The organism is Marinimicrobium sp. UBA4509 (assembly GCF_002388575.1).
Classification (GTDB): domain Bacteria; phylum Pseudomonadota; class Gammaproteobacteria; order Pseudomonadales; family Cellvibrionaceae; genus Marinimicrobium; species Marinimicrobium koreense.
Genome location: NZ_DGMV01000051.1, coordinates 111,061 through 126,380 on the forward strand (window position 1 = coordinate 111,061; position 15,320 = coordinate 126,380).

Consider the following 15,320-nt stretch of genomic DNA (forward strand, 5'->3'; position numbering starts at 1 on the left):
CGGGGGACCCGCGATTCGAGCCTACAGGGATGTATTCACGGCGTGTCCCGTAAGGGTTTACCCCGCTCGCGCCCGGACGCTCCGGTTACCACCGGTATTCGAGGTTCAATCCGGCACTCACCTGCCGACCGGGGGCGGGCTCGAACGAGCGGCCGTTGCCCTGATTGACGATTACCGCACCCACATACTGCTCATCGGTCAGATTCTCCAGCTTCAGCCAACCCGAGGCCAACCAATCACCCCACTGATGGGCCGAATCCACACTCCAATCCCAGGTGACCGCCGAAGGCGCAAACACCGCATTGTCATCGCCGGTCGCCACCTCACCGCGATAGCGGGCCACCAGCGCCGTGCCCAGGCGATCATCCTGCAGCGGCTCCCAGCGCAACTGGGTATAGAGGTTGATATCCGCAATGCCCGGTAGCTGATTGCCCGCCTCGGGCCCGGACGCATACTCCGCGTCCAGGTAACTGGCACTGAAACGCGCCCACCAGCCCGGCGTCAGATGCAGCTCACCGAAGGCTTCCAGCCCCCAGCGCTCGGTCTCAGCGGCGTTGCGGTAGGTGGTACGGCCACCTTCGGATTGATCCACCACCAGCTCATCGTCACTGTCGATCTGGAACAGGCTCAGCGTCACCCGATGCGGCGACGCCAGACCCCAGCGCAGGCCCGCCTCAATCTGCCGGTTTTCCGCCGGCGACAGCGCGGTATTCAAGCCGGAGCCCTCGTTGCGGTAGGCCATCTCGGTCAGGGTCGCGGTTTCGTAGCCCCGACCGGCCCCGGCGAACGCCTCCCACTGGGTGTTCAGACGAACGGTTGTACCCAACGCCAGCGCGACGAAATCATCGTCCCGGCCACCGCTGTCGTCCGGATTGCCCGGGTTATCGCCATCCGCCGGCACCACAAAATAATCATCCACCGCAAAGGACAGGTCGCTGTGGCGGGCCCCGCCGGTGATTTCCCACCGATCGGTGGGCTGCCAGGTCAGCACCCCATACAGATCCCGACTGTCGACTTCACCCAGCTCGTCACGGCGCAGGGCTCCGGTTTCGCCCTGATCATTGACGTAGCCACGGCGCCGATCCTCCTGGCGCTCGACACTCGCCCCCAGGGTCGCCTCCAGCGGGCGATCGAGCAGGGAAAGATCGCGGGTGTAGCTGGCCCGGAGGCCCGAAAAATCCCGGGTCAGATCAATTACCGCGCCAGAGCTGGTCACGTCGTCCCCGGCAAATGGCAGCCACTGGTCTACCTCGCGCAGGCCCTGCCAGATCGCCGCCTGCCAGCGGTGCTTACCCTCCGCCTGGCGCAAGGTGACCGAACCCTGCTGATGGCGAATACGCTTGCGGGTGTTGAACAGCTCCGCGCGCTCGTTGCCCGCACGGGGCTCCTCCCGCCAGCGCTCCGGCGACAGGCCGAGCGGATCCTGCAAGAGCGGATCGTGGCTGGTGTCCAGGCGCACCACCGTTTCTATGCCGCTGTCGGCCTGATAATACAGCTGGGCCCCGGCCTGGCGCCGCTCGGCTTCCGCGTGGGGCCGCTCGCCATCGCTGGTAAAGCGCGAACCGTGGACCCGAGCGCCCCAGGCGCCCTCGCGCCATTCGCCGGTCACTGCCTGACGCTGCCGATCGCCCTCCCCGGCCAAAACCCGCCCGCTGAGACGGTTCTGCTCGGGCGCGGCGCTGTCAAACTGGATCACCCCGCCGGCGCCATTGCCATACAACGCCGCCAGCGGGCCGCGCAGGACCTGTACTCGATCCACTTCATCCACCGGCACACTGGAGAGCTGCCCCTGGCCGTCCGGCGTACTCAGGGGAATACCGTCCAGCTGCAGGTCAATGCCGCGCACACCGAACGCCGAGCGGGCGCCAAAACCGCGCAGGGTCACCCGGGTATCCTGGGCGTAATTGGAACGGCTGTCGGCCTGCACGCCGGGCAACCCCTGTAGCAGCTCGCCACTGTCGATGCGCATCCCCGGCTGTTGGCGATCCATCGCCAGGGACGCCGCCCCGGGTAAGGCATCTCCCTCGCGCGCCTCGCCGGTCACCACCAGGGTTTCCAGCCCCTCGGCCTGAGCGCCGGCGCCAATCAGGGCGGCAATGGACAACGGAGCCGCACGGACGAGGAGCGCCGAGCGCAATGCTCGGACTGAAACAGAGGCGAAATGTCGAGCCATGAACTACCACCTTGGGGATCGTTGTCAGAATTCGGCCCCGAACCGGGGCGCGGCCATGATACCGGGTTCGGCCTCCGGCCTGTAGGCCAGAACCGTACACAAAACGGCCATGAGTACGGCCAGGCAACGCGAATGGATGCCATTTGCCAACGCCGTAAAATGGCTATAGTATTGCTTTTTTGCCATTTACGGGTTCATGCCGTCCGCCCAACGAGGCCACACACGGCGAGCTCAAGGCCGACTCGGAGCGTTCCGAACCCCCTGTTTGATCCCCGCCTTATCGAGATCTGGCTGCCTGTTCACGACAACGGGCTTTTGGCGGTTTTATTGATTCTGTTTTCCGGCTCTCTGGAGCGGATGGCTGTGGAGTAAACCATGGACACATTGATGAACACTTACGGTACTCGCACTCTGACCCTGGTTCGGGGCGAAGGCAGCCGTGTGTGGGACGATCAGGGCAATAGCTATATCGACGCCATCAGTGGCATCGCAGTCTGCGGGCTGGGCCATTCCCACCCGGCGGTGACCCGCGCCCTGTGCGATCAGGCCGGCACCCTGCTGCACGTCTCCAACCTGTACAACATTCCGCCACAGCGCCAACTGGCGGACCTGTTGTGCGAGCAGACCGGTATGGAGCGGGTGTTTTTCTCCAACTCCGGGGCAGAAGCCAACGAAGCGGCGATCAAGCTCGCCCGTAAGTACGGCGCCGCTCAGGGCATTGAGCGCCCGGCCATTCTGGTGATGGAAAACAGCTTTCACGGCCGGACCCTGGCGACACTCAGCGCCACCGGGAATAAAAAGGCGCAAGAGGGCTTCGCGCCCCTGGTGGAAGGTTTCATTCGGGTGCCGTACAACGACCCGGAAGCCGTCCGCGCCGCTGCCGCTCAACACGCCAACATCGTCGCCATCCTGGTCGAACCGGTGCAGGGTGAAGGGGGTGTGCGAGTGCCCGCACTTGGCTACCTGAACCAGTTGCGGGAAATCTGCGATCAGAACCAGTGGCTGCTGATGCTGGACGAAATTCAGACTGGCAATGGTCGTACCGGTCGCTACTTTGCGTTTCAACACAACGGCATTCAGCCGGATGTGCTGACCACGGCCAAGGGCCTGGGCAATGGTGTCCCCATTGGCGCCTGCCTGGCGCGCGGACAGGCGGCCGAGATATTTCAACCGGGCAGCCACGGCTCCACCTTTGGTGGCAATCCGCTCGCCTGCCGGGCCGGCATTGCCGTGGTGGAAACCCTGTTCAACGAGGGGCTCATCGCCCGTGCCGCCCAGATGGGCGACTGGCTGCTGGAGCAGTTCCGCGAGCGCCTGAAGGACGATGCCAAGGTGGTGGACATTCGGGGTAAAGGACTGATGATCGGCCTGGAACTCGATCGCCCCTGCGCCGAACTGGTGGCACAGGCCCGCGAGCGCGAGCTGCTGATCAACGTCACCGCCGGCAATACCCTGCGTCTGCTGCCGCCCTTTATTTTGACGGAAGCGGAAGCCGAGCAGTTGGTCACCGGTGTGGTGGAATTGATTCGCGCCTTTTAATTCACAGGCCGGGAACCGGCCCCAAGCAATACAACGAGTTGCCGTTATGGCCCAACCAAGACACTTTCTGACCCTGATGGATCTCGAGCCCGCCGAACTGAATGCGGTGCTGGATCGCGCCATTGAACTCAAGGCCATTCAGGCCCGGGGCGAATCCGAAGAGCTGTTCAAGAACAAGGTGCTGGGGATGATTTTTGAAAAATCCTCCACCCGTACCCGCGTTTCATTTGAAGCCGGCATGGCGCAGATGGGCGGCCACGCCCTGTTCCTCTCGCCCCGCGATACCCAACTGGGGCGCGGTGAGCCGATTGAGGACTCCGCCCGGGTACTGTCGCGCATGGTGGATATCGTGATGATCCGCACCTTCGAGCACGCCAATGTGGAGCGCTTCGCGGAATACTCAAAGGTGCCGGTGATCAACGCCCTGACCGATGATTTCCACCCCTGCCAATTGCTGGCGGACATGCAGACCTTCCTCGAGCACCGCGGCCCCATCCAGGGCAAGACGGTGGCCTGGGTGGGTGATGGCAACAACATGTGTCAGTCCTACATCAACGCCGCCCAGCAGTGGGACTTCGAGCTGCGCATTGCCTGTCCGGAAGGCTTCGAGCCCCGCCAGGACCTGCTCGATGCCGCGCGCGATCGGGTGAGCATTTTCCGCACGCCGGAAGAAGCGGTGAAAGACAGCGACCTGGTGGTCACCGACACCTGGGCCTCCATGGGCCAGGAAGATGAGAAAAAACTGCGCGAACAGGCCTTCGCCGGCTATCAGGTCGATGCCGAGCTGATGAGTCACGCCCACGACCGCGCCCTTTTCATGCACTGTCTGCCCGCCTATCGCGGCAAGGAAATCAGCGCCGAGCTGCTGGACTCTCCGGAGTCGGTGGTCTGGGAAGAGGCCGAGAATCGCCTGCACGCCCAGAAGGCCCTGATCGAATTCCTGTTCAACCACTCACGGTAACTTATGTCGGCACTGCTGGAACTCGACAACATCGGTTGTGGCTACGACGGCGAGCGGGTCGTTGAAGATCTGTCACTGTCGTTAACCGAAGGCGACATCTGTTGCCTGCTCGGCCCCAGCGGTTGCGGTAAAACCACCGTACTGCGCGCCATCGCCGGTTTTCTGCAACCCTCGGCGGGTCGCATTGAGCTGGCCGGACAGTTGCTGGCCTCGGCCGAGCAGTCCCTGGCGCCAGAGCAACGCCGGGTGGGGATGGTGTTTCAGGATTACGCGCTCTTCCCGCACCTGAATGTGCGCGACAACCTGACCTTTGGCCTGAAAAACCAGAGCGCCCGGGAGAAGGCCCGGATCTGTGACGAGCTGTTGCAGCTGGTCAAGCTCGAGGACCTGGGCCACCGCTATCCCCACGAGCTCTCCGGCGGTCAACAACAGCGCATCGCCCTGGCCCGTGCCCTTGCGCCCGAGCCCAAACTGCTGCTGATGGACGAGCCCTTCTCCAGTCTGGATGTGGAACTGCGCCGGGCCCTGGCACTCGAGGTGCGGGCGATTCTGAAAGAGCGCGGCATCACCGCGATCATGGTCACCCACGACCAGTCCGAAGCCTTTGCCATGGCGGATCGGATCGGTGTGCTGAATGCCGGACAGTTACAACAGTGGGATACCCCGTTCAACCTTTACCATGAACCCGCCACGCGCTTTGTCGCCAACTTTGTCGGGCAGGGCGTGTTTCTCGCGGGTTATCTGTTGGACCGACATACGGTGCGCACAGAACTGGGCGATATCGAAGGTAACCGCTGTTACGAGTGGCTGGAAAATACCCCGGTGGATATTCTGCTGCGCCCGGACGATGTCATTCACGATGACAGCAGCGATAAACGCGCCGAAGTGGTCGCCAAGGTATTTGCCGGCACCGCCACGCTGTATACGTTACAGCTGCCCACCGGCAGCCGCATTCAGTCCGCGTTCCCCAGTCACCATGATTACGCCATCGGCGATCATGTGGGCATTCGTATTGAAGCGGATCATCTGATTGTCTTCCGGCGGGAAGAGCAAGCGGTTGGTGGGAGTCATTACGGTTTAGAGACCACCGAGACGTAGAGCGCGACGTTAGCACCGCAGCTCGCGTAGGGCGGATAAGCGCAAAGCGCGCATCCGCCGTCCCGAAACACAACGCATCCGCCGTTACCTAACCCACTGTCACACCAACAACTCGGCCTTGATGACCGTAACCGCCGACCCCACCAGCGTCACCCTATCGCCTTTTAGCTCGCAATCCACATCGCCGCCGCGTTTGGAAATCTGTCGGGCAGCCAAAGTGTTTTTGGACAATCTTTTGGCCCAATAGGGAGCGAGCTGGCAGTGTGCCGATCCGGTCACTGGGTCTTCGGCGATTCCTACCGACGGAGCAAAAAAGCGGCTGACAAAGTCTTTGGTGTCCCCCTGCGCGGTAGCCATGATGCCCCGGCAGTCGAGCTTTTTCAGCTCGGCCAGATCCGGCGCTAAAGCTCGCACTTGAGCCTCAGTTTCCAGTACTGCCAGATAATCTACTCTCTTTTCCACGGCAACCGGCGTGACTCCCAATCCCCTCACCAGCTCATCAGGACAGTCGCAGGGCTGGGTAGGTTGCGCGGGGAAATCCATGGCCAACCGGTCACCCCTTCGCTCAACCACCAGGTCGCCGCTGCGGGTGCCGAAGCGGATGCTCGGGTGAGGGTAGTTCATATGTTCGAACAGGACGTGGGCGGAAGCCAGCGTAGCGTGACCACAGAGGTCGACTTCGGCTTCGGGGGTAAACCAGCGCAGCGCGAAGCCATCGTCTTCGGACACAAAGAAGGCGGTTTCCGAGAGGTTGTTTTCGTTGGCGATGGTCTGCATCAGGGCGTCGTCGAGCCATTGTTCCAGAGGCACGACGGCGGCGGGATTGCCTTCGAAAGGACGCTGGGTGAAGGCATCGACTTGGTATTGGGTTAGATTCATAAGCGCCCTATTAACCTTGCGATCGTTTGTTGCGTCATGCCTGGGTGACGGCGGATGCGCTGCCCTTATCCGCCCTACGCAGACTGCCGTGGTATCCGTAGGGCGGATAAGCAAAGCGCATCCGCCGTTACCATTACCAATCAAATGGCGAAATACGTTACACCACCTTGATCGCTTCGTCTTTGATCTTGGCCTGCCAGATTTTCGGGCCGGTCTGGTGAACGGATTCGCCTTTGCTGTCTACCGCCACGGTGACCGGCATATCCTTCACCTCAAACTCGTAAATCGCCTCCATGCCCAGCTCCGGAAAGCCCAGCACCTTCGACGACTTGATCGCCTGGGACACCAGATAGGCCGCGCCGCCTACCGCCATCAGGTAGACCGACTCATTATCGCGAATCGCCTCGATCGCCGCCGGGCCGCGTTCCGCTTTGCCGATCATGCCCAGCAGGCCGGTCTGCTCCAGCATCGTGCGGGTAAACTTGTCCATGCGGGTGGCGGTGGTCGGGCCGGCGGGGCCCACCACTTCATCGCGCACCGGATCGACCGGTCCCACGTAGTAGATGAAACGGCCGGTCAGGTCCACCGGCAGTTCTTCACCCTTGGCGATCAGGTCCACCATTTTCTTGTGGGCGGCGTCTCGGCCGGTCAGCATTTTGCCGGAGAGCAGGATGGTGTCGCCGGGTTGCCAGGATTTCACATCCTCTTTGGTGACGGTATCCAGGTTCACTCGACGGACATTGTCGCCGGCTTCCCAGGCCACTTCCGGCCAGTCGTCCAGGTTAGGGGGCGTCTGCAGGGCCGGGCCCTCTCCGGTGAGGGTGAAGTGGGCGTGACGGGTGGCGGCGCAATTGGGGATGATGGCCACCGCTTTGTTCGCCGCGTGGGTCGGGTAGTCCTTCACTTTCACGTCCAGCACCGTGGTCAAACCACCCAGGCCCTGGGCGCCAATGCCCAACTGATTCACTTTTTCGTACAGCTCCAGGCGCAGCTCTTCGCTGCGGTTGCTGGCACCGCGCTCCTGCAGCTCCTGAATGTCGACCGGATCCAGCAGCGACTCTTTGGCGATCTGCATGGCTTTTTCGGCCGTGCCACCAATGCCGATGCCGAGCATGCCGGGCGGGCACCAGCCCGCGCCCATTTTGGGCACCATGTCCAGCACCCAATCCACCACGGAATCCGAGGGGTTGAGCATGGCAAATTTGGTTTTGGCTTCACTGCCGCCGCCCTTGGCCGCCACGTGAACGTCGACGGTATTGCCGGGAACGATATTGTAGTGAATGACGGCCGGGGTGTTATCACCGGTATTCTTCCGGGCGCCGTCCGGGTCATCCAGAATGGACGCGCGCAACACATTGTCGGGGTGATTATAGGCCCGACGCACGCCTTCGTTGACCATATCGGTGAGGCTCATATCCGCCTCCCACTGGACGTCCATACCAACGGTGACAAAGACGGTCACAATGCCGGTATCCTGACAGATCGGGCGGTGGCCGGTAGCGCACATGCGCGAGTTGATCAGAATCTGGGCCATGGCATCCTTGGCCGCCGGGTTGGCTTCGCGCTCGTAGGCGCGGTGTACGGCCTGGATGAAATCCACGGGATGGTAGTAGGAGATGAACTGCAGCGCGTCGGCGACGCTGTCGATCAGGTCGTTCTGGCGAATCACGGTGGTCATGGAAGTCTCTCTACAGCTTGTCAGTGTGGCGGCAATTTTACATGAATTGCCGGAGACTTGCCCGGAGAGGACCGGCGTACTGCGCCAACTTTACGCTGCAACCGTTTGCATTCGGGCGGCGCTGCGCTACACTCTGAATATGGTCCTCTGGAGTTTAAGTGATCATGTTGGATGCCCATCAGCCGTTCGGGCAATCGCGGTTTTACCGTCCTGACCGGTTCACAATCTGCGCCCTGCGAACCGCGCAACCACCGCTGAGCGCCCTGCCCGGCAAGAGTCCCCTCCCCCCTCAAAACCTCTCAAGTGAGTCACGCACTGGAGCGTATGCCTTATGGCCACGGCCCTAGAACCTTGTCCGTTTTGCCGCAGCAACCACTTGCACTTGGCGCACAGTGGGCTGGATTATTGTGTGGTTTGTCAGAGCTGCAAATCAAAAGGCCCTCACCAGGAAACCCTGGAGAGGGCCATCAGTCGCTGGAATGAGACGTCGGTCCGCCTTGGCGTCCAGCCACTACCGGAAACGGCAACGGGCGAATCGCTCGCCGATCGCACTCAACCAGAGCCCCGCTATTTCGTCGCGCGGGGCTGAGCGGGCGATCAGGGTGAGGACAACTGCTCCTTGATGGTCAATATGTCGCGGTTGATGCTACGACGATAGGAGTCGATGGCCTCGATCGCTTCCTCGTTGGTACCGACCCGGTCTGCAAGCCCCCGCAAACGCCCAAGCCCCTCTTCCAGTTGATCCACTTCTTCCGATAGATTCTGCAGGCGCTGGCCCTGGGCTTCCACCGAGTCGGCCGCTGCCTGCAAACGCTCGATCGCCGAGCCGACCTCACTGACCTGCTGTTCGGTTTTGTCAAAGGCCGAGCGCAGACTGCTCAGCCCCTGACTGGCGCTGGAGGCGGACTCCTTCACACTGGCCAATTCCCGCTTCAGGGACTCCAGCCCCTCCTGGTTGGAGGCGATCCGCTTGCGGTTGGTATCGTAGGATACGCCCCACAGCTTGCGAATTTCCGAATCCGCCCACTCCAGTTTTTCCTGGATTTCCTCGACGTATTCGCTGGACTCGCTGGAGGTGATCGCGATGCGTTTCTCCAGGGTTTCCAGCCGCTCATTGGCCTGGGCGAGGTTCTGTTCGGCGCCGGTCCACTTCCAGGCCAGAAAACCACTGGCGCCCACGCCGGCAACGGCAATGATCAGCGCCGCAATCGCCAGCCCCTGGCCACCGGAAGAGGCACCGGCCGGACGCTGAGGCGGCGGAGGTGTACCGCCCCCGCCCCCAGGACGTTTAGGACCTGTCGCGTTGCCACCGGGAGGTGCCGCCGCAGCTCGACCCTGGCGGGCCGCCACTTCGTCTTTCTCGGGTTTGATCGTGCCGGAGATCGTCGGCTCTTTGCGTTCCATAAAAACACCTGAGTTCACTACACTTCGTGGTTGCGTTTATAGCAGTTCTGGGCCCGAAAAAGAAGGGAACGGGTCTGATACCGGGCAATTTTGCCAGGCATAAAAAAACCCCGCACCGGCTGGGCCGGGCGGGGTTTTCACGTCAATAAAACTTACTTGGCGAAGTTTTCGTTGACGAACTCCCAGTTGACCAGGTTCCAGAAGGCTTCCAGGTACTTGGGACGGGCATTGCGATAATCGATGTAGTAGGCGTGCTCCCACACATCCACAGTCAGCAGCACGGTGACGCTCTCGTCAGTCAGCGGCGTTTCCGCATTGCTGGTATTGACGATGGCGACGGAACCGTCGGACTTCTTCACCAGCCAGGTCCAGCCGGAGCCGAAGTTGTTGGCGGCGTTGGTGGAGAACTCTTCTTTGAACTTGTCAAAGGAGCCAAAGGCCTTGTTGATGGCCTCGCCTACCGCACCAGTGGCTTCACCGCCACCGTTGGGGCTCAGGCAGTGCCAGTAGAAAGTGTGGTTCCACACCTGAGCGGCGTTATTGAACAGAGGCCCTTTGGCGCTCTTGATAACGTCTTCCAGGCTCTTGTCCGCTTCGGGCTTGCCTTCAACGGCCGCATTCAGCTTGTCTACGTAGGTCTGGTGGTGTTTACCGTAATGGTATTCCAGGGTTTCCTGGGAGATATGAGGTTCCAACGCATCTTTTGCGTAAGGCAGCTGGGGTAATTCAAAAGCCATAGTCGTTCTCCTGAACACGGTTGAAAAAATGAGTAGCGGCGGGGTTAACCCACTGAAATAGCCGCTCAATCCTAGCACAGCCGGATGGGTCGAACGGATCGCCCTGCTCCAGACCGGGAAACGCCAGTTAGCTCTGGCTGTTGGTATGGTGTTACGAAAGTAAGCGATCAGTATATCACTGAAAGCAAAAGGGCGGGCCAAAGCCCGCCCTTTCAGGGCTTGAGACGACTTACATCATGCCGCCCATGCCACCCATTCCGCCCATGCCGCCCATATCCGGGGCGCCACCGGCCTTCTCGTCTTCCGGCTCATCGGCCACCATCGCTTCGGTGGTGATCATCAGGCCAGCGACAGAGCCGGCAGCCTGCAGAGCGGTACGGGTCACTTTGGCCGGGTCCAGGATACCCATTTCCAGCATGTCGCCGTACTCACCGGTCGCGGCGTTGTAGCCATAGGCGCCTTCGCCTTTCTTGACCCGATCCACGACCACAGAGGCCTCTTCACCGGCGTTGGTGACTATCTGACGCAGCGGTGCTTCCATGGCGCGACGGGCCAGCGCGATACCGGCGTTCTGGTCTTCGTTCTCGCCTTTCAGCTCGGCAATGGCGGCCACAGCGCGTACCAGAGCGGTACCACCACCGGCAACCACACCTTCTTCAACGGCGGCGCGAGTGGCGTGCAGCGCATCTTCAACGCGAGCCTTCTTCTCTTTCATTTCCATCTCGGTGGCAGCACCCACCTTGATCACGGCCACACCGCCGGCCAGCTTGGCCACGCGCTCTTGCAGCTTCTCGCGATCGTAGTCAGAGGAAGTGTCTTCCATCTGGGTGCGGATCTGGTTCACACGCGCTTCGATGTCAGCGTTGTTACCGGCGCCGTCAACGATCACGGTGTTCTCCTTGGACATGGTCACGCGCTTGGCGCGGCCCAGGTGCTCCAGAGTAACGTTTTCCAGGTCCAGACCCACTTCTTCAGAAATCACAGTGCCACCGGTCAGGATGGCGATATCCTGCAGCATGGCCTTGCGACGATCGCCGAAGCCCGGTGCCTTACAGGCGGCGACTTTCACAATACCGCGCATGTTGTTGACCACCAGGGTCGCCAGGGCTTCGCCTTCCACGTCTTCGGCAACGATAACCAGCGGCTTGTTGGCCTTGGCTACGGCTTCCAGGGTCGGCAGCAGCTCGCGGATGTTGGAGATCTTCTTGTCCACCAGCAGGATGTAGGGGTCGTCCTGCTCGACGGCCATGTTGTCCTGGTTGGTGATGAAGTAAGGAGACAGGTAACCGCGGTCGAACTGCATACCTTCAACCACGTCCAGTTCGTTCTCCAGGCTGGAGCCTTCCTCAACGGTGATCACACCTTCTTTACCGACCTTCTCCATCGCCTTGGCGATCAGCTCGCCCACGTCGCGATCGGAGTTGGCGGAGATGGTGCCCACCTGTGAGATGGCCTTGCTGTCTTCACAGGGCTTGGCCAGCTTGCGGATTTCTTCAACCGCAGCGGTAACGGCTTTGTCGATACCACGCTTGAGATCCATGGGGTTCATGCCGGCAGCCACGGATTTGAGGCCTTCGGTCACGATGGACTGGGCCAGAACGGTAGCGGTGGTGGTACCGTCACCGGCTTCGTCAGAAGCGCGTGAGGCCACTTCTTTGACCATCTGGGCGCCCATGTTCTCGAATTTGTCTTTCAGGGTGATTTCCTTGGCCACGGACACACCGTCTTTGGTCACGGTGGGGGCACCGAAGGACTTCTCCAGAACCACGTTGCGACCCTTGGGGCCCAAAGTGGCTTTTACGGCGTCGGCCAGTACGTTGACGCCCTTGAGCATGCGCTGACGGGCGCTGTCGCCAAACTTAACTTCTTTTGCAGACATAGTGCTTTCCTTCCAGTAACTTGTTCAGACAATAGTCGGTTAAAGATTCCGTGCCGGGCTTAGGCCAGCACAGCCTTGATGTCGCTTTCGCTCAGGATGACCAGCTCTTCGCCATCGACCTCGATGGTGTCGCTGCCGGCGTATTTGCCGAATACAACCACATCGCCAACCTTGACGTCGACCGGGCGAACATCGCCATTGTCCAGTACGCGGCCATTACCGACAGCCACCACTTCACCCTGGTTGGGCTTCTCTTTGGCGGAACCCGGCAGGACGATACCGCCCGCGGTTTTTTCCTCTTCTTCCTTGCGGCGAACCACAACGCGATCGTGTAAAGGACGAATTTTCATGGACTCTTATCTCCAACTAGCGTGTTAAACACTGAAAATGAGCCGGGTTGCCCCGGATGACGTTAGTGTGCGGCCGAAGCCGCGTGCCCGGCCGGCCAGAGGCCAGACAGGCGTAATGCGTGTGTCACAGGTAATTGGGGATGCCGGGGAGGAATTTCAACAGTCTGACGAGGATTTTTTTGCTTATTTTGGCGAGGGGGCGCTACCACTCGTAGGTCAGCCCCACCACGAGCCGGATATCCTCGCGCTCGGTGCCGGGCTGAGGGTCGTTGTCCACCTCGTAATCGAGTTTGACCTCTGAATACACCGTAGAGACCAGCATCGAGCTGAAACCGGTGGTGGAGTTGAGCTGCCAGTCCCGGTCTTGCTCAAAGGAGCGCACGTATTCGTTGCGATGGAAAAACGAGACCCCCAGGGGCAGCTTGTAGCGAAAGTCCGTACCCAGACGCCAGGCGATCCGGTCTTCTTTGCGGACAAAGTCCGGGGCGGGGTTCTCGGGCACCTGATACTGCTCGGTGACCGACACCAGACCACCGGTCATCGCCAGCGCCGTCCGGTTGTTTTCCCAGAATTGGTAACCGGTACCAGCACCGATGTTGTAGTAGCGATCGATCGACCGGGTTTCATCGTGCCCGTAGCGCACATCACTGTTGAGGAACCAGCGCTCCCGGAAGAACCAGTCCAGCACGTAACGACCACCCCATCGGACGTCGGGTTCGGACTTGCTGCGCGAATAACTGGCATACTCAAAATTGCCGCTGTGGCGCCAGTCCACCAGCCGGTACTCCACGCCGCCGCTGATTTTCCAGTCATCCTTGATTTCGTTGCCCCGGGCGTAGGTCCCCGAGACATTGACCCGCCCATTCAGGGTGCTGCTGTCACCGCTGATATAGGTTTCGTAGGGAATGATCATGGCTAGGGAAACCAGCGGCACCCGGCGCGACACCACATCGTCGCCACACAGATAAACCAGGTGCTCGAACTCCATCCCCTCCACCATACAGGGCTCCCCCACCCCGTTGATTTTCAAGGGTTTGGTGGTCTGCAGGTCATAGATTTTGTTTTTTTCGATGGTCAGCCGCCCCAGCGACTCGGACTGCCAGACGACGCTGTCTTCACTGGCCGACACGAAATCACCGGCGATGCGATCACCGTTGCGCAGCTCCAGCATTCCCGCAGATACGGGGGCTGACAGCGCCAGGTACGCCGCCAGGGCCAAGCGCCACTGTTGAGTCGTCAGGTATACCGGCATGCATCGTCGGGAGTTGATCCAAAGGAGGCGCACTTTACCACACTTGGTCGGTCCGACTACAGCGAACCGGTTCTCGTACGGAGCATCAACCAGAGCACCAGCAGAATTGCCGGGACTCCCAGCCCCCCCGCATAAATGAAAAACCAGAAAAACCCGACCTGTTCCACCACGATTCCGCTGAAGCCGCCGATGACTTTGCCCGGCAGGGTCATCAGTGAACTGAACAGGGCGTATTGAGTCGCGGTGTAGTCGCTGCTGACCAGGCTGGACATCCAGGCGATGAGCGACGCCATGGCCAAGCCGCCGCAGAAGTTCTCACCGCTGATGGTCAGGACCAGCATCCAGAGCTCCGCGCCCACCAGCGCATTGATCGAATACAGCAGATTGGTCGCCGCCGCCAGCACGGCCCCGGCCAGCAGGACGCGCAACAGGCCAAAACGGGGCACCAGCACTCCGCCAACGATGCCTCCCAGCACGGTCATCGCCGCACCATACAGGCCGCTGATGTTGGCCACATCGGCTCGGGTATAGCCGGTTTCCAGATAGAAAGGCATGGCCATCGACGCCATGCTGATATCGGTAATGCGAAACGCGCCCACGATCAGCAGCAAAAGTACGGCCTGGGCGCCATAGCGCTGAAGAAAATCCACAAAGGGACATACCACTGCACCGATGAACCAGGCAACGGCATTGCGCACCGGGCGGGCCACATGAGCACTACGCTCGAGGTAATCCTGTGCCCGCTGCTCCAGAAAGGCCGCGTCCGAATGTCCGGTCACTGTGGGCTCGCTGGACAGCAGTACGGTCACCATGCCCACCCCCATGAGCAGGGCCATGATCAGATAAACCCCGGGCCAGGTGGCAAATGACACCATATGCAGCGCGCCGGCACTGGCCATCAATACCGCCAGCCGATAGCTGAATACGTAGGTGGCGGACATGGCCGCCTGGCGCTCCAGGGACACCGCCTCAATCCGCCAGGCATCAATCGCCACATCCTGGGTTGCCGACCCAAAGGCGACCACCAGCGCGAATATGGCTATCCACTCGAGCTCCCCCACAGGGTCGGTGACCGACATGCCAATCAATCCGCCGGCAATCAGCAGTTGAGCGAAGAGCATCCAGCTGCGTCTGCGCCCCAGCAGGCGCCCCAGCAACGGGAGCTGAAACCGGTCCACGACCGGTGCCCAGAAGACTTTGACCGAATAGGTAATACCGATCCAACTGAAAAACCCGATGCTCGCCTTGGTGACCCCCGCCTCGGTCAGCCAGGCAGTCAGGGTAGAAAAGACCAACATATAAGGCAGGCCCGCCGAAAAGCCCAGAAAGGCCATGGACGCGACCCGGGGGTGCAGATAAATCAACAGCGA

The 15,320-nt window shown here is 61.0% G+C and carries 13 protein-coding genes; 4 read left to right on the top strand and 9 right to left on the bottom strand.

The genetic code is table 11. From position 1 onward, the window contains the following. Positions 1-85 precede the first annotated feature (85 nt). The gene (locus B3520_RS09470; RefSeq protein WP_286875924.1) at positions 86-2,173 is read right to left on the bottom strand and encodes a TonB-dependent receptor family protein; all 2,088 of its coding nucleotides are present in this window, start codon (positions 2,171-2,173) and stop codon (positions 86-88) included. A gap of 375 nt (positions 2,174-2,548) precedes the next feature. Here B3520_RS09470 and B3520_RS09475 point away from each other — a divergent pair, with 375 nt between their 5' ends. Genes B3520_RS09475 through B3520_RS09485 form a run of 3 tightly spaced genes read left to right on the top strand, consistent with a single transcriptional unit; the run spans position 2,549 to position 5,771 of the window. Next, positions 2,549-3,712, top strand: a complete 1,164-nt coding sequence (locus tag B3520_RS09475) for an aspartate aminotransferase family protein (protein ID WP_286875926.1) — start codon at positions 2,549-2,551, stop codon at positions 3,710-3,712. Positions 3,713-3,758: 46 nt separating this feature from the next. Continuing rightward, entirely contained in the window at positions 3,759-4,673 is a 915-nt protein-coding gene (argF, locus tag B3520_RS09480) for an ornithine carbamoyltransferase (protein ID WP_024459551.1), read from the top strand. 3 nt (positions 4,674-4,676) lie between these two features. Further along, the gene (locus B3520_RS09485; RefSeq protein WP_286804281.1) at positions 4,677-5,771 is read left to right on the top strand and encodes an ABC transporter ATP-binding protein; all 1,095 of its coding nucleotides are present in this window, start codon (positions 4,677-4,679) and stop codon (positions 5,769-5,771) included. A gap of 99 nt (positions 5,772-5,870) precedes the next feature. Here B3520_RS09485 and B3520_RS09490 read toward each other — a convergent pair whose 3' ends face one another. Beyond that, on the bottom strand, positions 5,871-6,650 hold the full coding sequence (locus tag B3520_RS09490) for a PhzF family phenazine biosynthesis protein (protein ID WP_286804280.1): 780 nt from the start codon (positions 6,648-6,650) through the stop codon (positions 5,871-5,873). A 157-nt stretch (positions 6,651-6,807) separates the two neighbouring features. After that, on the bottom strand, positions 6,808-8,328 hold the full coding sequence (locus tag B3520_RS09495) for a fumarate hydratase (protein WP_123636866.1): 1,521 nt from the start codon (positions 8,326-8,328) through the stop codon (positions 6,808-6,810). Positions 8,329-8,659: 331 nt separating this feature from the next. On the opposite strand from B3520_RS09495, the gene B3520_RS17525 reads away from it, so the two are divergent. Then, positions 8,660-8,917 (top strand): Lar family restriction alleviation protein, encoded by a 258-nt coding sequence (locus tag B3520_RS17525; RefSeq protein WP_414673662.1) that lies wholly within the window; start codon positions 8,660-8,662, stop codon positions 8,915-8,917. Between the two features lie 8 nt (positions 8,918-8,925). Here B3520_RS17525 and B3520_RS09500 read toward each other — a convergent pair whose 3' ends face one another. The 6 genes from B3520_RS09500 to B3520_RS09525 all read right to left on the bottom strand — a co-directional run. After that, positions 8,926-9,732: a hypothetical protein gene (locus tag B3520_RS09500; RefSeq protein ID WP_286804279.1), complete on the bottom strand. Its 807-nt coding sequence runs from the start codon at positions 9,730-9,732 to the stop codon at positions 8,926-8,928. Between the two features lie 152 nt (positions 9,733-9,884). After that, a complete protein-coding gene (locus B3520_RS09505) occupies positions 9,885-10,469 on the bottom strand; it encodes a superoxide dismutase (RefSeq protein ID WP_024459545.1) in 585 nt (194 codons plus the stop codon). A 229-nt stretch (positions 10,470-10,698) separates the two neighbouring features. Then, the gene (groL, locus tag B3520_RS09510; RefSeq protein ID WP_123636862.1) at positions 10,699-12,348 is read right to left on the bottom strand and encodes a chaperonin GroEL; all 1,650 of its coding nucleotides are present in this window, start codon (positions 12,346-12,348) and stop codon (positions 10,699-10,701) included. A 59-nt stretch (positions 12,349-12,407) separates the two neighbouring features. Next, the gene (gene groES / locus B3520_RS09515; RefSeq protein ID WP_123636861.1) at positions 12,408-12,698 is read right to left on the bottom strand and encodes a co-chaperone GroES; all 291 of its coding nucleotides are present in this window, start codon (positions 12,696-12,698) and stop codon (positions 12,408-12,410) included. 202 nt (positions 12,699-12,900) lie between these two features. Continuing rightward, positions 12,901-13,950 carry a DUF481 domain-containing protein gene (locus B3520_RS09520; RefSeq protein ID WP_286804278.1) on the bottom strand — a complete coding sequence of 350 codons (1,050 nt, stop codon included), beginning with the start codon at positions 13,948-13,950 and terminating at the stop codon, positions 12,901-12,903. Positions 13,951-14,006: 56 nt separating this feature from the next. Beyond that, positions 14,007-15,320 (bottom strand): AmpG family muropeptide MFS transporter (locus tag B3520_RS09525; protein WP_286875928.1); only part of this gene is annotated, 1,314 nt, incomplete at its 5' end.